Raw genomic sequence first — 22,821 nt, forward strand, 5'->3', positions numbered from 1 at the left:
GACGCCCCACTGCCGGTCTTCCCCCGCACCCGGCGGCGTAGGCTGGACGGCGCATCTCTTCTCACACCCGGAGCACCTTTTTCGTGAGCGAACAGCCCCGTCGGCCCCGCCCGTCCGGCAAGCCCTACCGCCGGCCCAAGAAGGACCCCGTCCGCGTCCTCGCCTTCGAGGCGCTGAGGGCCGTGGACGAGCGGGACGCCTACGCCAACCTCGTCCTGCCGCCCCTGCTGCGCAAGGCGCGGGAGACGCGGGGACCCGAAGAGTTCGACGCCCGGGACGCGGCGCTCGCCACCGAGCTGGTGTACGGGACGCTGCGGCGGCAGGGAACGTACGACGCGATCCTCTCGGCCTGCGTCGACCGGCCGCTGAGGGAGGTCGACCCGCCGGTGCTGGACGTGCTCAGCCTCGGTGCGCACCAGCTGCTCGGGACGCGGATCCCGACGCACGCGGCGGTGTCCGCCACCGTCGAACTCGCGCGGGTCGTGCTGGGCGACGGACGGGCCAAGTTCGTCAACGCCGTGCTGCGGAAGGTCGCGCAGCACGACCTGGACGGCTGGCTGGAGCGGGTCGCACCGCCCTACGACGATGATCCCGAGGACCATCTCGCCGTCGTGCACTCGCACCCGCGCTGGGTCGTGTCCGCACTGTGGGACTCCCTGGGCGGCGGACGCTCCGGCATCGAGGAGCTGCTGCGCGCCGACAACGAGCGGCCCGAGGTGACCCTGGTGGCGCGGCCCGGGCGGGCCGGCGCCGGGGAACTGCTCGGGGAGGACGCCGCCGTGCCGGGGCGCTGGTCGCCGTACGCCGTGCGGCTGACCGAGGGCGGTGAGCCGGGCGCCATCGCGGCCGTGCGCGACGGGCGCGCGGGTGTGCAGGACGAGGGCAGCCAGCTCGTCGCGATCGCGCTGGCCAACGCGCCGGTGGAGGGGGCCGACCGGCGGTGGCTGGACGGGTGCGCCGGTCCGGGCGGCAAGGCCGCGCTGCTCGCGGCCCTGGCCGCCGAGCGGGGGGCCCTGCTCGTCGCCTCCGAGAAGCAGACCCACCGGGCCGGGCTCGTGGCCAGGGCCCTGGACGGAAACCCCGGGCCGTACCAGGTGATCGCCGCGGACGGCACCCGTCCGGCGTGGCGGCCCGGCAGCTTCGACCGGGTGCTGGTCGATGTGCCCTGCACCGGCCTCGGTGCCCTGCGCCGCCGCCCCGAGGCACGCTGGCGGCGTCGCCCGGAGGATCTGGAGGGGTTCGCGCCGTTGCAGCGCGGACTGCTGCGTGCGGCTCTGGAGTCGGTGCGGGTCGGCGGTGTGGTGGGCTACGCGACCTGCTCGCCGCACCTCGCCGAGACCCGGGCCGTCGTCGCCGACGTCCTCAAGCAGCACCCGGAGACCGATCTCATCGACGCCCGTCCGCTGCTGCCCGGCGTACCCGACCTCGGCGACGGGCCCGACGTGCAGCTGTGGCCGCATCTGCACGGGACCGACGCCATGTATCTGGCGCTCATTCGCCGGACCGGCTGACCCCCGCTCCGACGCTCTCCCGGGCCGACACACCGCCGTCCTCCCGCGCCAGCCGGTGCGGCCACCACACCTTCGGCCCGATGTCCAGGAACAGTGATGTCACCAGGACCGAGCGCACTATGAACGTGTCGATGAGGACGCCGAGGGCGACCGCGAAGCCGATCTCGGCGAAGGCGACCATCGGCAGGGTGCCGAGGGCGGCGAACGTGCCGGCCAGGACCAGGCCGGCGGAGGTGATGACGGTGCCGGTGGCGGCCAGGCCGGTGACCACGCCCGCTCTGGTGCCCTGGTGGGTCGCCTCCTCGCGGATGCGGGTGGTCAGGAAGATGTTGTAGTCGATGCCCAGGGCGACCAGGAACACGAAGACGAACAGCGGGAAGTCGGTCGTCTCGCTCGCGTAGTCGAAGACGTGCCGGAACGCGAGCGCGCTGAGGCCGAGTGCCGCCGCGAACGACAGGATCACCGTGCCGATCAGCAGCAGCGGGGCGATCAGGGCGCGCAGCAGCACGCAGAGGATCATCAGGACCACCACCAGCACCAGCGGAATGATCAGCATGTTGTCGTGCGTGGTCGCCCTGTCCATGTCCAGCAGGGCCGCCGCACCGCCGCCCACCTGGGCGTCGGCGCCCGGCACCGCGTGCACCGCGTCCCGGACCCGCTCCACCGTCTGCTTGGCCGCCTCGCTGTCCGACGGGGCGGTCATGGTGGCCTCGAAGAGGACCCTGCCCTCGAAGGCCGGTTTCGCGCCGGGTGGCAGGCCGAGGGACTGGGGGATCACGCCCGGCGTCGCGGCGACGGCGCGGCCCACCTGCTCGGCCTGTGCCTGGTTGCTGATGATGACCAGGGGATCGCCGCTGCCCGCCGGGAAGTAGCGCGCTGACACCTCCTGGCCGGTGATCGAGTCCGGCTTCCCGGTGAACGCGTCCGCGTTGCTGATGCCCTCCGCGCGCAGCTGGAACAGGCCCAGCGAACAGACCGCCAGCGCGATCGCCGTGACGCCCCAGGTCATCCGCGGGCGGCGGGCGATACGGCGGCCCGCGCGGGCCCAGATGCCGCGCTCGGTCGGGTCGGGCGTGCCGTGGTGCGGGATCACCGGCCAGAAGATCCACCGGCCGAAGATCACCAGCAGCGCCGGGAACAGGCTCATCATCGCCAGCAGGGCGACGGCGACACCGATCGCGGCGACCGGGCCCAGACCACTGGTCGAGTTCATCTCGGCGGCCAGCAGGACCAGCATGCTCAGCACGACCGTCGCGCCGGAGGCGAGAACCGCCGGCCCGGCGCGGTGCAGTGCCAGGGCCATCGCCTCGTGCCGGTCCTCGTGACGGCGCAGCTCCTCCCGGTAGCGGGCGACCAGCAGCAGGGCGTAGTCCGTCCCCGCGCCGAAGACCAGCACCGTGAGGATGCCGGCGCTCTGGCCGTTGACCGTCAGGCCCCCGTGCTCGGCCAGCAGGTAGATCAGCGCCTGGGAGGCCAACAGCGCGCAGACCACCGAGGCCAGGGGGACCAGCAACAGGGTCGGGCTGCGGTAGGTGATGAGCAGCATGACGATGACGACGGCCATCGCCGCGAACAGCAGGGTCGAGTCGATGCCCTCGAAGCCCTCCGCGAAGTCCGCCGAGGTGCCGCCCGGGCCCGTGATGTGCACGGCGAGCCCGCCGCCGCCCTCACCGACGTCGGCCCGGATGGAGTCCACGGCGGGTGAGATCCGCTCCCAGCCCTTCTCGTCCATCCTGATCGGCACGAACACCTGCGCGGCGCGCGGATCGGCCTGCCGGTCGAACACCGGACCCCGCGTCTCGGCGCCCCGGATGCCGTGGTCACGCAGTTCCTTCAGCTGCCGCACGTCCTCGGCGATCACGGCCCGGTCCCGTGCCGTCAGACCGCTGTCCCTGGCGTAGATCACCACCGCCGGGATCTGCTCGGGCCGGAAGTCCTCGGACGCCTCCAGCACCTGCGTCGACTCCGCGGACCCGGGCAGCCACGACGCCGCGTCGTTGTCCTGCGCGTCGGTCAGCTTCATGGCGAACGGCGCGGCGACGACCAGCACGACCACCCACAGCGCCAGCACCAGCCACTTGGCCCGCCGCCCGCATACCAGGTGAGCGACGCCCTGCTTCATGGCGACCCCTTTCGCGGCAGCGCCCCGCGAGGGGCGCGGGTCGGTGACCGATGAGGCTCCGTCGCGTCGGCGCGGGCAGCCGCACACGACCCGCGGCCGCCGTGCGACCGTCCTCGCCCGGGACCGATGCCCACAAGCCCGGGAAGGCATGGCAGTCTTAGGGCATGGCCGCGCAGATCAACCCCAGCATCCTGTCCGCCGATTTCGCCCGCCTCGCGGACGAGGCGAAGGCCGTGGAGGGAGCCGACTGGCTCCACGTCGACGTCATGGACAACCACTTCGTCCCGAACCTCACGCTCGGTGTGCCGGTCGTGGAGTCGCTGGCCCGTGCGACGGACACCCCGCTGGACTGCCATCTGATGATCGAGGCCCCCGATCGGTGGGCGCCCCAGTACGTGGAGGCGGGGGCCGGTTCCGTCACCTTCCACATCGAGGCCGCCGCCGCCCCGGTCCGGCTCGCCCGCGAGATCCGGGCCAAGGGCGCCCGCGCCTCCATGGCGCTGAAGCCCGCGACCCCCGTCGAGCCGTACGAGGACCTGCTCCCCGAGCTCGACATGCTGCTGATCATGACGGTCGAACCGGGCTTCGGGGGACAGGCCTTCCTCGACATCATGCTTCCCAAGATTCGCCGCACCCGCGAGTTGATCAGCAAGCACGGACTGGAGCTCTGGCTCCAGGTCGACGGCGGAGTTTCCGCTTCCACCATCGAGCGGTGCGCCGACGCCGGAGCCGACGTCTTCGTGGCCGGATCAGCGGTCTACGGGGCGAACGACCCGGCAGAGGCGGTACGTGCACTACGCACCCAGGCTGAGGCGACCACGGCGAAGGCCTCCTGGGCCTGCGACCACTGAGTCACAGCAAAGTGAACGGCTCTCATCAGGGCTGATCATCCGCGCCGGATCTGCAAGGATGAACGGCGAATCCAGAGTGTGAACAGCAGTGAGGAGAACGCCGTGTCGGGTATGTCGGCGGGCCGGTCAGCCATGCGGATGGGACCCGCTGAGCTGGTCCAGGCGGCGGCCATGGCCCGCCGCTTCTACCTCGAGGGCAAGTCCAAGATCCAGATCGCGGAGGAGTTCGGCGTCAGCCGCTTCAAGGTGGCCCGGGTCCTGGAGACCGCCCTCGAACGGGATCTCGTACGCATCGAGATCCGTGTGCCTGCGGAGCTGGACGCCGATCGCTCGGACGCGTTGCGCGCCCGCTACGGCCTCAGGCACGCCGTCGTGGTCGAATCCCCGGCCGAGGCCGAGGAGACGCCCGACCCCGAGAACCTGGGAGAGGTGGCCGCCGACCTGCTCGGCGAACTGGTCAACGAGGGGGATGTGCTGGGCCTGGCCTGGGGCCGCTCCACCATCCACATGGCGGCGGCGCTCGACCGGCTGCCCCCCTGCACGGTGGTGCAGCTGACGGGCGTCTACGACGCCGGGACCGCCGAGCGCGGGTCGGTCGAGGCCGTCCGCCGCGCCGCCCAGGTGTCCGGCGGCGACGCCCACCCCATCTACGCGCCGATGCTGCTCCCCGACGCGGCCACGGCCACGGCGCTGCGCAACCAGACGGGCATCGCCCGGGCCTTCGAGCACTTCGACAAGGTCACCGTCGCCTGCGTCTCCATCGGCTCCTGGGAGCCGGGCATCTCCACGGTGCACGACATGCTCAGCGACGAGGAGCGCTCCCACTACGCCTCCCTCGGCGTCGCCGCCGAGATGTCCGCCCACCTCTTCGACGCCGAGGGCCGCCGGGTCGGCCGGGACCTGGGCGAGCGGTGCATCACCGTGAAGGCCGACCAGCTCCGCCGGATCCCCGAGGTCGTGGCGATCGCGGGCGGGCAGCGCAAGGGGCCCGCGATCGACGCGGTGCTGCGCTCCGGGCTCGTCACCAGCCTGGTGACGGACACATCCGCCGCGGACTACCTGATGACGGCGGGCCCGGCGCCCAAGTCCGCGCTCAACCGGTCCGACCCGGACGGAGTCTGACGCGTGGCCGGCCAGGCGCACGGCGTGCACGACCCGGCGGGCCGGATCGTGGTCGTCCTGGACCTCGACGGGGTCACGGACCAGGCGGGCCTCATGGACCGCTGCGCCCGTGACCTCGCCCTGCCCGAGTGGTTCGGCCGCAACTGGGACGCCCTCGCCGACTGCCTGTGCGACCCCGCCCTGTGGCCCGACGGGGCTGAGGAGCGGGGGCTGCTGGTCGTCGTCCGGGGCTGGCGGGCCTACGCGGGGACGCGGCCCGAGGAGTGGCAGGTCGCGGAGGAGATCTTCGCCGAGGCTACGGACCGGGGCCCGGGACTCTTCGTCACCCTCGGCCTTGGAGCATCCTCCGAACGGGGTCCTGACCAGCCTGGATGATCCGCTGGGGGTCGTCCGTGCCGGTGTCATGGGAGAATGAAGTACGTGCTCTTTTCCCCCTGGCCGGCCGGTCGGGGGGTCACCTCTGATCGACTGGGATGTGCGGCACGTGCGTTTCCTCAATGACATCCAGCCCGGGTACGACCTGACGTACGACGACGTCTTCATGGTGCCGAGCCGCTCCGCGGTGGGCTCGCGGCAGGGCGTCGACCTCAGCTCCCCGGACGGCACGGGCACCACCATCCCGCTCGTCGTCGCCAACATGACCGCCATCGCCGGGCGCCGCATGGCCGAGACCGTGGCCCGCCGCGGCGGCCTCGTGGTGATACCGCAGGACATCCCGATCGACGTGGTCACCGACGTCGTCTCCTGGGTGAAGAGCCGCCATCTGGTCCTGGACACCCCGATCATCCTGTCCCCGCACCAGACGTGCGCGGACGCGCTGGCCCTGCTGCCCAAGCGGGCCCACAACGCCGGTGTCGTCGTCGACGAGGACCGCAAGCCCGTCGGCGTGGTCACCGACACCGACCTGTCCGGCGTCGACCGCTTCACGCAGCTCGCCGAGGTCATGTCCCGGGACCTGCTGCTCATCGACGCGGACGTGGACCCGGGCGAGGCCTTCAGCACGCTCGACCACGCCAACCGCCGCTACGCCCCGGCGGTCAACGAGGACGGCACGCTCGCCGGCATCCTGACCCGCAAGGGCGCCCTGCGCGCCACGCTCTACACGCCGGCCACCGACGCGCGGGGCCGGCTGCGCATCGCCGCCGCCGTCGGCATCAACGGCGACGTGGCGGGCAAGGCCCAGCAGCTGCTGGACGCGGGTGTCGACGCGCTCGTCATTGACACCGCGCACGGCCACCAGGAGTCGATGATCAGCGCCCTGAAGCTGGTGCGCGACCTCGACCCGCGGGTGCCGATCGTCGCGGGCAACGTGGTGGCCGCTGCGGGCGTGCGCGACCTCATCGAGGCGGGCGCGGACATCGTCAAGGTCGGTGTCGGCCCCGGCGCCATGTGCACCACCCGCATGATGACCGGCGTCGGCCGGCCGCAGTTCTCCGCCGTTCTGGAGTGCGCCGCCGAGGCGAGGAAGCACGGCAAGCACGTGTGGGCCGACGGCGGCATCCGTCACCCGCGCGACGTGGCCATGGCCCTCGCGGCCGGTGCGTCCAACGTGATGGTCGGCTCCTGGTTCGCGGGCACCTACGAATCCCCGGGCGACCTCCAGCACGACGCCCAGGGACGCGCGTACAAGGAATCCTTCGGCATGGCCTCCGCCCGTGCCGTGCGCAACCGCACCTCGGAGGAGTCTGCGTACGACCGAGCCCGCAAGGCGCTGTTCGAGGAGGGCATCTCCACCTCCCGCATGTTCCTCGACCCGGCCCGCCCCGGCGTCGAGGACCTGATCGACTCGATCATCGCGGGCGTCCGCTCCTCCTGCACCTACGCCGGTGCCGGCTCCCTACAGGAGTTCGCCGAGAAGGCCATCGTCGGCATCCAGAGCGCCGCCGGATACGCCGAGGGCAAGCCGCTGCACGCCAGCTGGAGCTGACGCGCCCAACGCCCCCTCGTGCGGCCCCCGTTCGACCTGCCCGGCAGGGCGATACGGGGGCCGTCGGCGTGCCCGCCGCAACGGTCGAAAGCGGCGGTGCAACGAACCTCCGGTACACCCCCGTGAACGCAATGATCTTGCGGTCATGCGCAAGGTTGCTGCATTACACGGGCAATGCCGCTGCTCATAGGCTGTCGCCTCGTACGTGGCGTGGCAGGGACCCCGCTCGGTGGTCCCTGCTCAAGGGCGCCCCTGGTCCCTGTCGCCCCTGACCGGCAGCGATAAGGAGCCAGCACAAGTGCTCGACCAAGGCGCACCCACGCAGAACCCAGGCCAGCAGGCCGCATCCGCCTCCCCGGGCCTCGGTGCGCGCCTCATGCGTCGCAAGCCCGTGGAACGCCTGGTCGCGGAGGGTGGCCAGGGCGAGGGAGGGGCGCTGCGGCGCACCCTCGGGCTGTGGCAGCTCACCATGATCAGCATCGGGGCCACCCTCGGCACCGGCATCTTCGTGGTCCTCGGTGAGGCCGTCCCCAAGGCGGGCCCGGCCGTCACGCTCTCCTTCGTCATCGCCGGCCTGACCGCCCTGTTCTCGGCGCTCTCCTACGCCGAACTCGCGGGCACCATCCCCGTCGCCGGCTCCTCGTACTCGTATGCGTACGCAACGATGGGCGAGCTGATCGCCTGGGTCTGCGGCTGGTGTCTGGTCCTGGAATACGGCGTGTCGGTCGCCGCCGTCGCGGTCGGCTGGGGCGAGTACCTCAACGAACTGCTCGACGGCACCATCGGCGTCACCATCCCGGCCGCGCTGTCCGCCCCGCCCGGCGACGGCGGCGTGTTCAACCTGCCCGCGCTGATCGTCGTCCTGCTCGCGATGGCGTTCCTGCTGGGCGGTGCCCGCGAGTCCGCCCGCGCCAACACCGTCATGGTCGTCGTGAAGATCGGCGCGCTGGTGATGTTCTGCGCCATCGGCGTCCAGGGCTTCCGCTCCGGCAACTACGAGAACTTCATGCCGCTCGGCATGGCCGGCGTCAGCGCCGCCGGTGCCACGCTGTTCTTCTCCTACATCGGCTTCGACGCCGCATCCACCGCCGGCGAGGAGGCCAGGAACGCCCAGCGCGACCTGCCCCGGGCGATCATGCTGTCGCTCGTCATCGTCACCGCGCTGTACGTGCTCGTCGCGGCCGTCGCCGTCGGCGCCAAGCCGTGGAAGAACTTCACCGACTCCGAGGCCGCCCTCGCCCAGATCATGAGCGAGGTCACCGGGCAGACCTTCTGGGGCACGCTGCTGGCGTTCTGCGCCGTCATCGCCATCGCGAGCGTCGTCCTGACCGTGCTGTACGGACAGACCCGCATCCTGTTCGCCATGTCCCGCGACGGGCTGGTGCCCAAGGTGTTCGCCAGGGTCCACCCGAAGACCGGCGCGCCCCGCGCCAACACCCTGATCGTGTCCCTGTTCTGCGGTGTCCTCGCCGCCGCGATCCCGCTCGGGCAGCTCGCCGACGCCACCAGCATCGGCACCCTGTTCGCCTTCGCCCTGGTCAACGTGGCCGTCGTGGTGTTGCGCCGGACCCGCCCGGACATGCCCCGTACCTTCCGCGTGCCGCTCTCCCCGGTCCTGCCCGCGCTGGGCCTCGCCTTCTGCCTCTGGATGATGGGCAGCCTGTCGGCCGTCACCTGGGTGGTCTTCGGTGTCTGGATGGCCGCCGGGCTCGTGTTCTACTTCGTGTACGGCCATCGCCGTTCCCGACTCGCACCATCCGAGAAGTGACCGACCCACTGTGCTGAACGATCTCGACGAACGCATCGTGCACGCCCTCGCCGAGGACGCTCGCCGCTCCTACGCCGACATCGGCCAGATCGTCGGCCTGTCCGCGCCCGCCGTGAAACGCCGCGTGGACCGGCTGCGCGCCACCGGAGCCATCACCGGCTTCACCGTACGGGTGGACCCGGGGGCGCTCGGCTGGGAGACCGAGGGGTTCGTCGAGATCTACTGCCGGGGCAACACCTCCCCGGAGACCATCCAGCGGGGCCTGGAGCGCTACCAGGAGGTCGTGTCCGCGTCCACCGTCACCGGAGACGCGGACGCGATCGCCCAGGTCTTCGCCTCGGACATGCGGCACTTCGAACGGGTCCTGGAGCGGATCGCCGGGGAGCCGTTCGTCGAGCGGACCAAGTCCGTGCTCGTCCTGTCGCCGCTGCTGCGGCGCTTCTCGTCGGGATCGCCCACGTAGCGGGGTCGTCCACGTAGCGGGGCCGTCCACGCAACCAAGCGGGATCGCCCGCATGACGGGGCCGCGCACACAACGGGGTCGCCCACATAATCCGCGGGACGATCCGCCGGTCAGCGCCTAGCATCGGTGTCATGACCTGGCGACATTGATCCACCAGCCGCGCCTCCCGAGGGCCGCCTCGGACGCCGTACACCCGGCATCCGATCCGTCCCTGCGGGAAGGCCTCATGACACTCTCACCTGCACGCGTGCCCGCCACCGGTGTCCGGTGGCTGACGACCACGCTGTACGGCTACTCGTTCCTCGACGACTTCGTCCTGCTCTACCCGGTGTACGCACTGCTGTTCGCCGACACCGGCCTGTCGCTCTGGCAGATCTCCTCCCTGTTCGCCCTCTGGTCCGTCACCTCGGTGGTGGTGGAAGTGCCCTCCGGTGCCTGGGCCGACGCCATGTCGCGCCGCAGGCTGCTGTGGATCGGCCCGCTGCTCACCGCCGCCGGCTTCGCGCTGTGGGTGGTCGTCCCGTCCTACGGGGCCTTCGCGGCCGGCTTCGTTCTGTGGGGCGCGGGCGGGGCGCTCGGCTCCGGTGCCCTGGAGGCGCTGGTCTACGACGAGCTGGACCGGCTCGGCGCCGCCGGCCGGTACGCGCGGGTCATGGGGCGGGCACGGGCCGCGCGGCTGGTGGGCACCGTGGCCTCCATCGGCCTCGCGGGACCCGTCTTCGCCCAGGGCGGCTACGCTGCGGTCGGTGCCGCGAGCTTCCTGGCCTGTGTCCTGACCGCCGTCACCGCGACCCGGTTCCCCGAGCACCGGACGCGGAGGGGCGACGCCGACGACAGCTGGGCGACGACCCTGCGGACCGGGCTCGCCGAGGTCCGCGGGGACCGTTCCGTGCGCGGCGCCCTGCTGCTGATCCCGGCCGTCGCCGCGGTGTGGGGCGCGCTCGACGAGTACACGCCGCTGCTGATCCGGGACATCGGCGTCGCCGAAGCGACGGTGCCCTACCTGATCATGCTGATCTGGGCGGGTGTCACCGTCGGCAGCCTCCTGGCCGGACCGGCCGAACGCCTGGGCCCGGCCGGTATCGCCGCGCTGCTCGCGGGCGCCGCACTCGCCCTGGCAGCGGGTGCCGCGGCCCGCTCACTGGCCGGCATCGCTCTCGTGAGCCTCGCCTTCGCCGGGTTCCAGCTGGCGGAGGTGCTGGCCGACGCCCGCCTGCAGCACCGTATCGACGAGTCCCGCCGGGCCACGCTCACCTCCGTGGCGAGCCTGGGCACCGAGCTGGCGACGGTCGTCACGTTCGGCGTGTACGCGCTGCTCGGCACGGACAGGGCGCACAGCACCGTCTTCACGGTGCTCGCGGTGCCCTACCTCGTCACGGCAGTGGCGCTGTTCAGAGCTCGGGCTGCCAGGGCGCGACCGTGACGTCGCCCGTCCCCTTCGCGACCTTCTCGAAGAGGGCGGGACTCACGCACGTGGGCAGTTCCTTTGTCTCAGCGGGGCACTTGGGCAGTTCCTTCGTCTCAGCGGGGCTGCCCGGGACGGGGCCCCGTCTCCGCCGAGCGACGGGGGAGGCCGGAACTGGCCCGGGCTCCGAGGAGGAGCGGAGCCCACACCCGAAGTCGCGCAACGAATCGCCGTCGGCCCCCCGAAGCGCGCAACGAACCATTCAACGACGCGCAACGGCTCCTCCTTGTCCGCCCTGGTCAGCCGCCCGTACCGTCTACATGGCCCCTCCACCCCCCTTCCGCCCGGTGAGGAACACGCATGCGCACCGCCCTGCTCCAGAGCTCCGGCCGACCCGGCTCCACCGTCGAGAACCTCAAGGTCCTCGACGAGGCCGCGGGCCGGGCCGCCGCCGCGGGTGCCGGGCTCCTCGTCACGCCGGAGATGTTCCTGACCGGCTACGCGATCGGCGACGACATCGGCCGGCTCGCCGAGCCCGCCGACGGCGACTGCGCGGACGCGATCGCCGGGATCGCGACGCGCCACGGCCTGGCGATCGCCTACGGCTACCCCGAGCGGGACGGCGACGCCGTGTTCAACTCCGCCCAGCTGATCTCCGCCGACGGCACCCGTCTCGCGAGCTACCGCAAGACCCACCTCTTCGGCTGCTTCGAACGCGACCACTTCACGCCGGGGGACCAGCCGGTCGTCCAGGCGGAGCTCGACGGACTCCGCGTCGGCATCCTGATCTGCTACGACGTGGAGTTCCCGGAGAACGTCCGCGCCCACGCCCTCGCCGGAACCGACCTGCTGGTCGTCCCGACCGCCCAGATGCACCCCTTCCAGTTCGTCGCCGAGTCGGTGATCCCGGTGCGGGCCTTCGAGAACCAGATGTACGTCGCGTACGTCAACCGGGTCGGCCAGGAGGGCGAGTTCGAGTTCGTGGGACTGTCCACGCTCGCCGGGCCCGACGGGGTCGCCCGTACCCGGGCCGGCCGCGTCGAGGAACTCGTCCTCGCCGACATCGACCCGGCCTTCCTCGCAGCGTCGCGCGAGGCCAACCCGTATCTGCGGGACCGGCGCCCGGGCCTGTACGGGCCGCTCGTCTGACACCCCCGGCATCTGTCTGTTTCTTCTGCAAGGAGTCCGTACCCCATGACGTCCACCGTGCCCAACGCCGTCGAGCACGCAGACGCGCAGCAGCCGCCGATCACCATGTTCGGCCCGGACTTCCCGTACGCGTACGACGACTTCCTCGCCCATCCGGCGGGTCTGGGGCAGATACCCGCGACCGAGCACGGCACGGAGGTCGCGGTCATCGGCGGCGGGCTCTCCGGCATCGTCGCCGCGTACGAGCTGATGAAGATGGGCCTCAAGCCGGTCGTCTACGAGGCCGACCGGATCGGCGGGCGGCTGCGGACGGTCGGCTTCGACGGGTGCGACGAGTCCCTCACCGCCGAGATGGGCGCGATGCGCTTCCCGCCGTCCTCCACGGCCCTGCAGCACTACATCGACCTGGTCGGCCTGGAGACGCGGCCGTTCCCCAACCCCCTGGCCGAGGCGACCCCGTCGACCGTCGTCGACCTCAAGGGCGAGTCGCACTACGCCGAGACCATCGACGACCTGCCCCAGGTCTACCGGGACGTCGCCGAGGCCTGGAACCGCTGCCTGGAGGAGGGCGCCGACTTCTCCGACATGAACCGCGCCCTGCGCGAGCGGGACGTGCCGCGCATCCGCGAGATCTGGTCCCGGCTCGTCGAGAAGCTCGACAACCAGACCTTCTACGGCTTCCTCTGCGACTCCGAGGCGTTCAAGTCCTTCCGGCACCGCGAGATCTTCGGCCAGGTCGGCTTCGGCACGGGCGGCTGGGACACCGACTTCCCCAACTCCATCCTGGAGATCCTGCGCGTCGTCTACACCGAGGCCGACGACCACCACCGCGGCATCGTCGGCGGCTCCCAGCAGCTGCCGCTGCGCCTGTGGGAGCGCGAGCCGGCGAAGATCGTCCACTGGGCGCAGGGGACCTCGCTCGCGTCCCTGCACGAGGGTGGCGAGCCGCGCCCGGCCGTGACCCGGCTGCACCGCACCGCCGGCAACCGCATCACCGTGACGGACGCGCACGGCGACATCCGCACCTACCAGGCGGCGATCTTCACCGCCCAGTCCTGGATGCTGCTGTCGAAGATCGCCTGCGACGACTCGCTCTTCCCGATCGACCACTGGACCGCGATCGAGCGCACCCACTACATGGAGAGTTCCAAGCTCTTCGTGCCCGTCGACCGGCCCTTCTGGCTGGACAAGGACGAGGAGACCGGCCGGGACGTCATGTCGATGACGCTCACCGACCGTATGACGCGCGGCACTTACCTGCTCGACGACGGCCCGGACAAGCCCGCCGTCATCTGCCTCTCCTACACCTGGTGCGACGACAGCCTGAAGTGGCTGCCGCTGTCCGCGAACGAGCGGATGGAGGTCATGCTGAAGTCGCTCGGCGAGATCTATCCGAAGGTCGACATCCGCAAGCACGTCATCGGCAACCCGGTGACGGTCTCCTGGGAGAGCGAGCCCTACTTCATGGGCGCGTTCAAGGCCAACCTGCCCGGCCACTATCGCTACCAGCGGCGCCTTTTCACGCACTTCATGCAGGACCGGCTGCCCGAGGACAAGCGCGGTGTCTTCCTCGCCGGCGACGACATCTCCTGGACGGCCGGCTGGGCCGAGGGTGCCGTCCAGACCGCCCTCAACGCGGTCTGGGGCGTCATGCACCACTTCGGCGGCACGACCGACCCCACCAACCCGGGCCCCGGCGACGTGTACGACGAGATCGCGCCCGTCGAGCTGCCCGACGACTGAGACCGGGGCTACGGCAGGGGCGTGAGCAGCATGTGGCCCGCGAAGCCCACCGCCGTGTCCAGGCGCTCCCTGAACTCCCCGGCGACGTCGGGGAGTCCGCGCAGGGCCCACAGGGCCCGGGCCGCCGTCCAGGTGGCGTCCCGGGCGCGGTCCAGGCTCCAGCAGCCGAGCAGATGGGTCAGCGGGTCGGCGATCTGAAGGAGGTCGGGGCCCGGCATCAGATCCTCGCGGATGCGCTCCTCCAGCGAGACGAGGAGATCGCCCACCGCGTCGAACTCGTCCTCCAGCTCGGCGGGAGCGCAGTCGAGCGTACGGCAGGTGTCCACCACGGCCAGCGCGAGATCGTGCCCGATGTGCGCGTTGATGCCCGCCAGCGCGAACTGCAGCGGGCGTACCCCGGGATGGCGGCGGAACTGGAACAGCGGCCTCCAGCAGGCCGGTGGGCGCCGGTCCTCCTCCGCCGCCTCGACAGCGGCCAGGTACCGCTCCGCGAACCGTACGTCCAGCGTGATCGCGGCGTACGGGTCCGCGAACCGCCCGGTGTCGACGTACCGGTCCACCTCCTGCGTCACGGCGAGGTAGACGCGGTTGAAGACCGCCACCCCGTCCCGGGGGTGCAGCGCCGCGTCGATGGCGCGCATACGCAAGACGACTGCGTCGACCGGTGTGTCCACGGCTGGGGGGACTTGTTCGCATCGCGGCATGCGGGCAGAGTCCCAGCTCTAGGCTGGCGGGAGTACCGGCGGGCCCGGCGCTTCCCCAGAACGGGGGAACTCCGCCCGCCGCAGGGGGAGGGGGAGCCAAGCACCGTGTCACGCTCGCGTGCCCAGCGCCTGGCCGCCCGCAGGGCCGCGCGCCGGCGTGCCGCCCTGCGCGGAGCGATGGTCGCGGCGGCCTCCGCCGTGGTCGTGGCGGGCATGGCCGCGGGGGTCCTGTCCGCGTTCGAGGACGGGCGCGGCCCGGACCGGGCCCGGCGCCCCGAGGCGTCCGCCTCCCCGCGCCTGGCGCCGCTGCCCGCCGTACCGTCGACGTCGAGGACGGCCGCCGCCGAGTCCGCTTCTGCCTCGCCTTCCCCGCACCGGAGCGCGCGTCCGTCACCGTCACCCTCGCCGTCGCCGTCGCCGTCGAGGACCGTGAGGAAGCGGGAGCGCACCACCCCGGTGCCCGGCCGGCTCTACCGCCACCCCGACTCCCAGGTGGCCACCTGGGTCCGCGCGCATTCCGGCGACCCCCGGCACGCCGTCATCGCCTCCCGTATCGCCGGCCGGCCGGCCGCCGTCTGGTTCGCCGACTACGCGCCGCGGACCCTCACCTCCCGGGTCGCCGCGGTGACGTCGGGCGGGGCCGCACAGGGCCGGGTGCCCGTCCTCGTGCCGTACGCGATCCCCGGCCGGGACTGCGACGGGTACTCCCGGGGCGGGGCGCCCGGCCTGGACGCCTACGACGCCTGGATCGACCGGTTCGCGGCGGGGCTGGGCTCCGGCGAGGTCATCGTCGTCCTGGAGCCCGACTCGGTCGCCCAGTCCGAGTGCCTCACCGCCGGTGAGCGCGCCGACCGCTTCGCCTCCCTGGCCCGCGCCGGACGCGTCCTGAAGGCCGCCAACCCCCGGGCCCGTGTCTACTTCGACGCCGGGCACTCGGGCTGGAACGCGCCCGGCAAGCAGGCCGCCTGGCTGCGGCAGGCCGGGGCCGCCTCGCCCGAGTCCTCCGACGGGATCTTCAGCAACGTCTCCAACTTCCACACCACCGCCGACGAGGTTGCCTACGACCGGCGGGTGCTGGACGCGCTCGGCGGCCCGGCGCGCCTCGGCGCCGTCATCGACACCAGCCGCAACGGCAACGGCGCCCCGGCCGACGGAGAGTGGTGCGACCCGGCGGGCCGCAAGCTCGGCCGGGTACCCACCCTCGGCACCGGCGAGTCCCGGATCGACGCCTACCTGTGGGTGAAGCTCCCGGGGGAGTCGGACGGCTGCAAGGGCCGGCCGGGGACGTTCACGGCGTCCTACGCCTACGACTTGGCGTCGTCGTAGGAGGAGGTGCCCTCGTCCAGCAGCGGTGCCTGGGTCTTCAAGTGGGCCGGGGCGAAGGCCCGCAGGGCGTGGTAGCCGGTGATGACGACGATCGTGCCGAGCGCGATGCCGCTCAGCGAGAAGGTGTCCGTGATCTTCATGGAGACGTTGCCGACGCCGATGATGATGCCCGCCGCCGCCGGGACCAGGTTCAGCGGATTGCGCAGATCCACCCGGGCGTTGAGCCAGATCTGGGCGCCCAGCAGGCCGATCATGCCGTACAGGATCACGGTGATGCCGCCGAGGACCCCGCCCGGGATCGCCGCGACGACCGCGCCGAACTTCGGGCAGAGGCCGAACAGCAGGGCGAAACCGGCGGCGGCCCAGTAGGCGGCCGTGGAGTACACACGGGTCGCGGCCATCACGCCGATGTTCTCGGAGTAGGTGGTGTTGGGCGGGCCGCCGACCGCGGTGGACAGCATCGAGCCGACGCCGTCGGCCGCGATCGCCGTGCCGAGCTTGTCGTCCAGCGAGTCGCCGGTCATCTCGCCGACCGCCTTCACATGCCCGGCGTTCTCCGCGACCAGCGCGATGACGACCGGCAGGGCGACCAGGATCGCCGACCACTCGAAGGACGGGCCGTGCAGCGTCGGCAGCCCGATCCAGTCGGCCCGGCCCACGCCGGACAGGTCGAGCCGCCAGTGGTCGGTGAGCTTGCCGCTCGCGTCCACCGAGTGGATCTTGCCGAAGACCAGGTCGAAGACCCAGGAGACGGCGTATCCGAAGACCAGCCCCAAGAAGATCGCGATCCGGGACCAGAAACCTCGCAGACAGACGACGGCCAGACCGGTGAAGAGCATCACCAGCAGGGCCGTCCACTGGTCCTGAGGCCAGTACGTCGTGGCCGTCACCGGCGCCAGGTTGAAGCCGATCAGCATCACCACGGCGCCGGTCACGACCGGCGGCATCGCGGCGTGGATGATCCGCGCCCCGAACCGCCGCACGGCCAGCCCCACCAGGAACAGCGCGACGCCCACGACGAACACCGCGCCGGTGACGGTGGCGCTGCTGCCGCCCTGCGCCCGGATGACCGCCGCCACACCCACGAAGGAGAGCGAGCAGCCCAGGTAGCTGGGGACGCTGCCGCGCGTGGCCAGCAGGAACACGACGGTCGCGACGCCCGACATCATGATCGCGAGGTTGGGGTCCAGGCCCATCAGGACCGGGGCCACGAAGGACGCCCCGAACATGGCCACCACGTGCTGGGCACCGAGCCCGGCCGTGCGGGGCCACGAGAGCCGCTCGTCGGGGCGGACCACCGCGCCGGGCGCCGGGGTGCGTCCGTCGCCGTGCGGTTTCCAGCGGACGCCGAGATCCATGGTGCGGTTTCGCTTTCGTCGGGCGTGCGAGTGTCCGGGCCATTGTCGTTGCGCGTCAGGAGCGGGCGTGACCGGGGCTGGCCAGGAGGATCGCGGGTCCGGTCAGGGGCGCGGGCCGGGCACCGCCGCGTCCGGCCGGACGGCCTTCGACCGCTCACCCGGGCGCAGCACGCCCGCGAACGCCACGAGGCCGCAGGACAGCGCCGTGACCAGGCAGAACGACACCATCAGGCTGGTCGCCTGCGCCACCATGCCGATCGCGCTCGGCGCGATGAGCCCGGAGGTGTACGTGATGGTCGCGACACCCGCGATGGCCAGGCTCGCGTTGGAGCCGCTGCGCCCCGCCGCCGCGAAGCACAACGGCACGACCACGGCGATGCCCAGCCCCATCAGCGCGAACCCGCCCATCGCCACCGCCGGGTGCTCCGCGAACACGATCAACACTCCGCCGAGCACGGCGAACACCCCGCTCGCCCGCACGGTCCGCACGGCACCGAAGCGGTCCACGACCTTGTCGCCGGCGAACCGGGCGAGGGCCATGGTGAGGGTGAAGCCGGTCGTGCACGCCGCGGCGAGACCGGCCGAGGTCTGAAGCTGCTCGCGCAGATAGACCGCCGACCAGTCCAGGCTGGCGCCCTCGGCGAAGACCGCGCAGAACCCGATCGCGCCGATGAGCAGAGCCGACCGGGGCGGCAGCGCGAACCGCGGGGGCGGCTCCTCGCCCTCGGTGGGCTGCAGGTCGAGCACCCACTGGCAGGACAGCACACCTACGACGGTGAGGACCGCGGCGGCCAGGACATGGTGCAGCCGGGCGTCCGAGCCGAGGTGTGCGGCGAGCGTGCCGGCCGCCGAGCCGACCAGGGCGCCCGCGCTCCACATGCCGTGCAGCCCGGACATGATCGACCGGCTGAGCCGGTTCTCGACCTCGACCCCCAGCGCGTTCATCGCCACGTCGGCCATGCCGGCGGTCGCGCCGTACACGAACAGGGCCAGACAGAGCGTGAGGAGGTTCGGGGCGAGGGAGGGCAGGACCAGCGACAGCGTCCACAGGGCGATCAGCCCGCGCAGCGCGTTGCGGGCGCCGAAGCGGTGGCTGATGCTGCCGGCCAGCGGCATCGCGACGGACGCGCCGAGCGCGGGAAAGGCGAGCGCGATCCCCAACTGGCCCGCGCTGACGTCCGCGTGGTCCTGGATCCACGGCACCCGGGTGGCGAACGAGCCGGTGACGGCGCCGTGCACGGCGAAGACGGCGGCCACGGCGTACCGGGACCGCTTCACCTCGCGCAGTTCGTCGACCACGTTGCCCATTCTGCGGTCCCCCTCCAGGTCTCTGCCGAGCTCGGGTCCTGTTGCGGGCGTAAACTATCAGGAACCCTGCCTGATAATAAGAGGGTTTCCGCGCACCCCGGCCGACGGCTCCGCCGATCTGGAAGGATCCCGGCATGCCCGCATCCCCGAGCACCGCCCGGGCCATCAACGACCGGCTCGCCCTGCGCCTGCTCCAGCAGGAAGGCCCGTTGACGGCAGGGCAGTTGAAACAGCTGACCGGTCTGTCCCGGCCGACCGTCGCCGACCTCGTCGAACGCCTCACCGTCGCCGGACTGATCGCCGTGGTCGGGGAGGCGGGGGAGCAGCGGCGCGGACCGAACGCCAAGGTGTACGGCATCGTCGCCGACCGGGCGCACCTGGCCGCACTGGACGTGCGCACCGAAGGTGTCGCCCTGGCCGTGGCGGACCTGGTCGGGCGGGTGCTGGCCGAGGCGTCCGTGCCCATCGGGGACGACACGGGGACGGGGGCCGCGGTGGAGCGGGCGGTGGCGCTGGTCGAGCGCGTGGTGAAGGAGGCCGGCGCCGACCGGCTGCACACCGTCGGCATCGGAGCACCGGGCCTGATCGACCCGGCCAGCGGCGAACTGCGCGACTCCTCCGGACTGCCCGAGTGGCACCGCCGCCTGGTCGCCACCCTCCAGGAGCGCCTGCCCCAGGCCCGCGTCAGCGTGGAGAACGAGACCAACCTCGCGGCACTGGCCGAGCAGCGCGACGGGGCGGCCCGGGACCGCGACACGTTCGTCCTGCTGTGGCTCGGCCACGGAACGGGAGCGGCCGTGGTCCTCGACGGCGCGTTGCGCCGCGGAGCCTCCGGCGGCACCGGCGAGATCGGCTTCCTCCCCGTCCCCGGCACGGCCGCGCTGCCGTCCTCGACGGACTGCGAGGGGGGCTTCCACTCCCTGGCCTCGTCGGCCGCGGTCATGGAACTCGCTGCCGGGTGCGGGGTGACGGTGGAGCAGGGGCAGGAGACGTCGCAGGCGGGGGGCGTGCGGGCGGCGGCCGGTGTGGTGCGGGGGGCGGTGGCCCAGGTCCGGGGGGAGGGGGCCGCGGCCGGCCCGGCGCCCGGATCCCCTGAGGAGCGCCCACCCGCAGACCCCGCCCCCGCAGCCCGCTTCCTCGACGTCCTCGCCGATCGCCTGGCCGTCGGCGTCGCCTCGGTCGTCGCGATCCTGGACCCCGGGTGCGTGGTGCTCGGGGGTGAGGTCGGTCAGGCCGGCGGCGAGGAACTCGCCGCACGCGTGCAGGACCGCATCGTCCGGATGACACCGCTGCCGACGGAGGTACGGACGACCACCCTGGGCGGCGGCGCCGTCCTGCGCGGCGCGCTGCTGACGGCTCGGGACCGCGCCCAGGAGGAACTGTTCACGCCGGGGGAGCGGCTGCCGCAGCCGTCCCCGGGCTGGTAGGGCGCGACGCCCCGGCCGTCACGCCCTGGGTCCGTGGGCCCTGGCGGCTGCTTCCTGCTCCGCCCGGGTGTCTATGCCTCCGGAGGCTGCTTCCCGCTCCGCTCCAGTATCTCCGCGCCCGGAGGCTGCTTCCCGCCCCTCTCCGGTGTCTCCGCGCCCAGCGGCTGCTTCCCATCCTGGTGCCTACGCCTCCGGCCACTGCTTTCCGCTTCGTCCTGGTGCCTCTGCCCCTGGCCGCCGGGCCCTCGCCCTGCCCTTGGTGCCTACGGCTCCCGGCCGGGCCTGCTCCAAGGCCCCGGGGTCTACGCCCTCGCCCTGCCCTTGGTGCCTACGGCTCCCGGCCGGGCCTGCCCCAAGGCCCCGGGGCCTACGCCCTCGCCCCGCCCCGGTTGCCTACGCCCCCGGCCGGCCCTCCCCGCCCCGCCCGCTCCCCGACCGCACCTGGGCGCTCCCGAACCGCCTCGCCAGGTGCTCCTCGAACGACCCGGTGCCCACGGCCCGCTCCGGCGTCAGATGCCCCCCACTCCGGAAGCCCCGGTACGCCGCCCCCCACAGCGGTACGTTCACCACCGCCCGCCGTCGCCCGGACGCCTTCAGATACGCGCGGGCCAGCGACTCGAACGTCCGCACCTCGGGCCCGCCCATGTCCTCGACCCGCCCCGCCGGCGCCCCTGCCGCCAGCCCGGCCAGCCGGTCCGCGACCTCGGTGACCTCGACCGGCTGGTCCCGGAGGCCGGCCGGCAGGAACAGCACGGGCAGCTTCGACAGTCCCTGGAACAGCATGACCAGCAGGTCGTGGAACTGGGTCGCCCGCAGCACGGTCCAGCCGAGCCCCGACTCCTCGACGAGCTTCTCCACCGCGAGCTTGCTCTTGTAATAGCGGAACGGCACCCGGTCGACGCCGACGATGGAGATGTACACGAGGTGGGGCACACGCGCCCCGCGTGCCGCCCTGATCAGGTTCGCCGCCGCCTGCTCATCGCCCTTCTGCGACGATGCGCAGTGCACGATCGTGTCCACACCGGCGACCGCCGCCTCCAGCCCGGCACCGCCCTTCCGCAGATCGACCGGGTACCGCTCGCTGTGCCGGCTGAGTACCCGCACCTCGTGCCCGTCCGCGCGCAGCCGCTCTGCGACGAGCCGGCCGAGCGTTCCGGTACCGCCGGTCACCAGGATCGTGGTCATGCTGTTCAGTCCCTTCGGACACCCGGCGCTCCCGGACGGAGCGCCCCCACGCCAGCTAGGACCGAACACCCCCCGCGGAATGTGACAGGCCCGCCCGGCGGGTCCTACGCCCGGGTGAGCTGACGCCGTGCGAACGCCAGCTTCTCCGGGTTGACCACGGCTCGCACCCCCGTGACCAGCCCGTCGCACACCTCGAACGCCGCCAGGCCCACCAGGGTGTCGCCGGCCCAGGTGGCCAGCCCGGTGGCTCCGTTGACCTCCACCGGCGTGAAGTCCAGGCCCGCCGCGAACTTCGGGCCCCCGCCCGCCAGGAAGTGGGCGATCCGCTGCCCGCCTTCGATCGGCCAACGCGCCGCGGTGACCTTGCCGCCGCCGTCGCTCCACCAGGTCGCCTCGGCCGCGAGCAGCTTCTCCAGCCCGGCCAGATCACCCTCGCGGGCCGCGGTGATGAACGACGCGACCAGTACCTCCTGCTGCTCGGACGCGGGCTCGAACCGGGTCTGCGGCTCACCCACCCGCCGCACGGCACGCCGGTACAGCTGGCGGCAGTTCGCCTCGCTCAGATCCAGCACTCCGGCGATCTCCCGGTGCCCGTACCCGAACGCCTCCCGCAGCACGTACACCGCCCGCTCGGTCGGCGTCAGCCGCTCCAGCAGCACCAGCATCGCCATCGACACGGCGTCCCGCTGCTCGGCCGACTCCAGCGGCCCGAGCGTGCCGTCCCCGGTGACCACCGGCTCGGGCAGCCAGGTCCCGACGTACTGCTCGCGGCGGGCCCGCGCGGAGGTCAGCCGGTTCAGGCAGAGGTTCGTGACGACCTTGGCGAGCCAGGCCGCCGGCTGCTCGATCCCGGCCCGGTCGGCTCCGCTGAAGCGCAGATACGCTTCCTGGACCGCGTCCTCGGCCTCCTCGGCGGAGCCCAGCAGCCGGTAGGCGAGCGAGAACATTCGGCGCCGGTGCGTCTCGAACTCGTCGGCGGTCGTCGTGGTCATACGCATCACCCTGCCAGAACGCCGTGCGCACGGCGTGGGAAGGCCCGACGGCGGGCAAGGGCCGTCGTCACCGCCACCGGGCCGGTCAGTGGGGTGAGCCGAACCAGGCGTGACCCTAGAAAGGACTAGACCACATCGTCAATAGGTGTGTACCAATGGGGACCTCAAGGGAGCCCGCCGGTGCGGGAGTTGGAGTGCTCGTCGCGCTCGGGAAGGGTGGCGGCACTGTCTGTGAGGCAGCCCACACACTTCGCCCCTTTGAACGTGGATCAGGCGTGGCACACTGGCCCTGTACCAGTAGCAGCGCACTCCGGGGTCGGTGAAAGTCCGAACCGGCGGTTACAGTCCGCGACCCGGTCGCCTCCAGCGGCCGGTTGACCAGGTGAAATTCCTGGACCGACGGTTAAAGTCCGGATGGGAGGCAGTGCGCGGCGAGCGGGCATTCGTGCGCGCCGCCCAA

Annotated in this window: 18 protein-coding genes and 1 riboswitch; of the genes, 12 read left to right on the plus strand and 6 right to left on the minus strand. The window is 72.3% G+C overall.

Annotated elements, in window-relative coordinates; all coding sequences use genetic code 11:
• Positions 1–83: 83 nt before the first annotated feature.
• Complete coding sequence (locus ACZ5TL_RS14555) at positions 84–1,511, plus strand: RsmB/NOP family class I SAM-dependent RNA methyltransferase (RefSeq protein WP_468589936.1); 1,428 nt, start codon at positions 84–86, stop codon at positions 1,509–1,511.
• On the opposite strand, the gene ACZ5TL_RS14560 is transcribed toward ACZ5TL_RS14555, so the two are convergent.
• Entirely contained in the window at positions 1,492–3,633 is a 2,142-nt protein-coding gene (locus tag ACZ5TL_RS14560; protein ID WP_468589937.1) for an MMPL family transporter, read from the minus strand. The two genes, ACZ5TL_RS14555 and ACZ5TL_RS14560, sit on opposite strands and share 20 nt — an antisense overlap.
• A 164-nt stretch (positions 3,634–3,797) precedes the next feature.
• On the opposite strand from ACZ5TL_RS14560, the gene rpe reads away from it, so the two are divergent.
• The 9 genes from rpe (at position 3,798) to ACZ5TL_RS14605 (ending at position 14,061) form a co-directional block, all read left to right on the plus strand.
• The gene (gene rpe, locus ACZ5TL_RS14565) at positions 3,798–4,484 is read left to right on the plus strand and encodes a ribulose-phosphate 3-epimerase (RefSeq protein WP_468589939.1); all 687 of its coding nucleotides are present in this window, start codon (positions 3,798–3,800) and stop codon (positions 4,482–4,484) included.
• A 78-nt stretch (positions 4,485–4,562) separates the two neighbouring features.
• Entirely contained in the window at positions 4,563–5,606 is a 1,044-nt protein-coding gene (locus ACZ5TL_RS14570; protein WP_468589940.1) for a sugar-binding transcriptional regulator, read from the plus strand.
• 3 nt (positions 5,607–5,609) lie between these two features.
• A complete protein-coding gene (locus ACZ5TL_RS14575; RefSeq protein WP_468589941.1) occupies positions 5,610–5,981 on the plus strand; it encodes a barstar family protein in 372 nt (123 codons plus the stop codon).
• Between the two features lie 109 nt (positions 5,982–6,090).
• The gene (locus ACZ5TL_RS14580) at positions 6,091–7,533 is read left to right on the plus strand and encodes a GuaB1 family IMP dehydrogenase-related protein (RefSeq protein ID WP_468589942.1); all 1,443 of its coding nucleotides are present in this window, start codon (positions 6,091–6,093) and stop codon (positions 7,531–7,533) included.
• A 298-nt stretch (positions 7,534–7,831) separates the two neighbouring features.
• A complete protein-coding gene (locus ACZ5TL_RS14585; protein WP_468589943.1) occupies positions 7,832–9,301 on the plus strand; it encodes an amino acid permease in 1,470 nt (489 codons plus the stop codon).
• 10 nt (positions 9,302–9,311) lie between these two features.
• Positions 9,312–9,764 carry an Lrp/AsnC family transcriptional regulator gene (locus ACZ5TL_RS14590; RefSeq protein ID WP_468589945.1) on the plus strand — a complete coding sequence of 151 codons (453 nt, stop codon included), beginning with the start codon at positions 9,312–9,314 and terminating at the stop codon, positions 9,762–9,764.
• 226 nt (positions 9,765–9,990) lie between these two features.
• The gene (locus ACZ5TL_RS14595; RefSeq protein WP_468589947.1) at positions 9,991–11,187 is read left to right on the plus strand and encodes an MFS transporter; all 1,197 of its coding nucleotides are present in this window, start codon (positions 9,991–9,993) and stop codon (positions 11,185–11,187) included.
• A gap of 342 nt (positions 11,188–11,529) precedes the next feature.
• On the plus strand, positions 11,530–12,318 hold the full coding sequence (locus ACZ5TL_RS14600) for a carbon-nitrogen hydrolase family protein (RefSeq protein WP_468589949.1): 789 nt from the start codon (positions 11,530–11,532) through the stop codon (positions 12,316–12,318).
• A 45-nt stretch (positions 12,319–12,363) separates the two neighbouring features.
• A complete protein-coding gene (locus ACZ5TL_RS14605; protein ID WP_468589951.1) occupies positions 12,364–14,061 on the plus strand; it encodes a flavin monoamine oxidase family protein in 1,698 nt (565 codons plus the stop codon).
• Positions 14,062–14,069: 8 nt separating this feature from the next.
• Here the strand turns inward: ACZ5TL_RS14605 and ACZ5TL_RS14610 are convergent, their stop codons facing one another.
• The gene (locus ACZ5TL_RS14610) at positions 14,070–14,765 is read right to left on the minus strand and encodes a DUF5995 family protein (RefSeq protein WP_468589952.1); all 696 of its coding nucleotides are present in this window, start codon (positions 14,763–14,765) and stop codon (positions 14,070–14,072) included.
• Between the two features lie 177 nt (positions 14,766–14,942).
• On the opposite strand from ACZ5TL_RS14610, the gene ACZ5TL_RS14615 reads away from it, so the two are divergent.
• The gene (locus ACZ5TL_RS14615; RefSeq protein ID WP_468590043.1) at positions 14,943–16,091 is read left to right on the plus strand and encodes a glycoside hydrolase family 6 protein; all 1,149 of its coding nucleotides are present in this window, start codon (positions 14,943–14,945) and stop codon (positions 16,089–16,091) included.
• On the opposite strand, the gene ACZ5TL_RS14620 is transcribed toward ACZ5TL_RS14615, so the two are convergent.
• Positions 16,070–17,449 (minus strand): uracil-xanthine permease family protein, encoded by a 1,380-nt coding sequence (locus tag ACZ5TL_RS14620; protein ID WP_468589953.1) that lies wholly within the window; start codon positions 17,447–17,449, stop codon positions 16,070–16,072. The two genes, ACZ5TL_RS14615 and ACZ5TL_RS14620, sit on opposite strands and share 22 nt — an antisense overlap.
• A gap of 102 nt (positions 17,450–17,551) precedes the next feature.
• Complete coding sequence (locus ACZ5TL_RS14625; protein WP_468589954.1) at positions 17,552–18,757, minus strand: MFS transporter; 1,206 nt, start codon at positions 18,755–18,757, stop codon at positions 17,552–17,554.
• Positions 18,758–18,891: 134 nt separating this feature from the next.
• Between ACZ5TL_RS14625 and ACZ5TL_RS14630 the strand changes: the two genes are divergently transcribed.
• Positions 18,892–20,184 (plus strand): ROK family transcriptional regulator, encoded by a 1,293-nt coding sequence (locus tag ACZ5TL_RS14630; protein WP_468589955.1) that lies wholly within the window; start codon positions 18,892–18,894, stop codon positions 20,182–20,184.
• 393 nt (positions 20,185–20,577) lie between these two features.
• On the opposite strand, the gene ACZ5TL_RS14635 is transcribed toward ACZ5TL_RS14630, so the two are convergent.
• Positions 20,578–21,369: an SDR family oxidoreductase gene (locus tag ACZ5TL_RS14635; RefSeq protein ID WP_468589956.1), complete on the minus strand. Its 792-nt coding sequence runs from the start codon at positions 21,367–21,369 to the stop codon at positions 20,578–20,580.
• A gap of 104 nt (positions 21,370–21,473) precedes the next feature.
• A complete protein-coding gene (locus ACZ5TL_RS14640; protein WP_468589957.1) occupies positions 21,474–22,361 on the minus strand; it encodes an RNA polymerase sigma-70 factor in 888 nt (295 codons plus the stop codon).
• 301 nt (positions 22,362–22,662) lie between these two features.
• Positions 22,663–22,793: riboswitch (FMN riboswitch) on the plus strand.
• The last annotated feature ends 28 nt before the right edge of the window (positions 22,794–22,821 follow it).

Source organism: Streptomyces sp. NPDC033136, assembly GCF_055578235.1.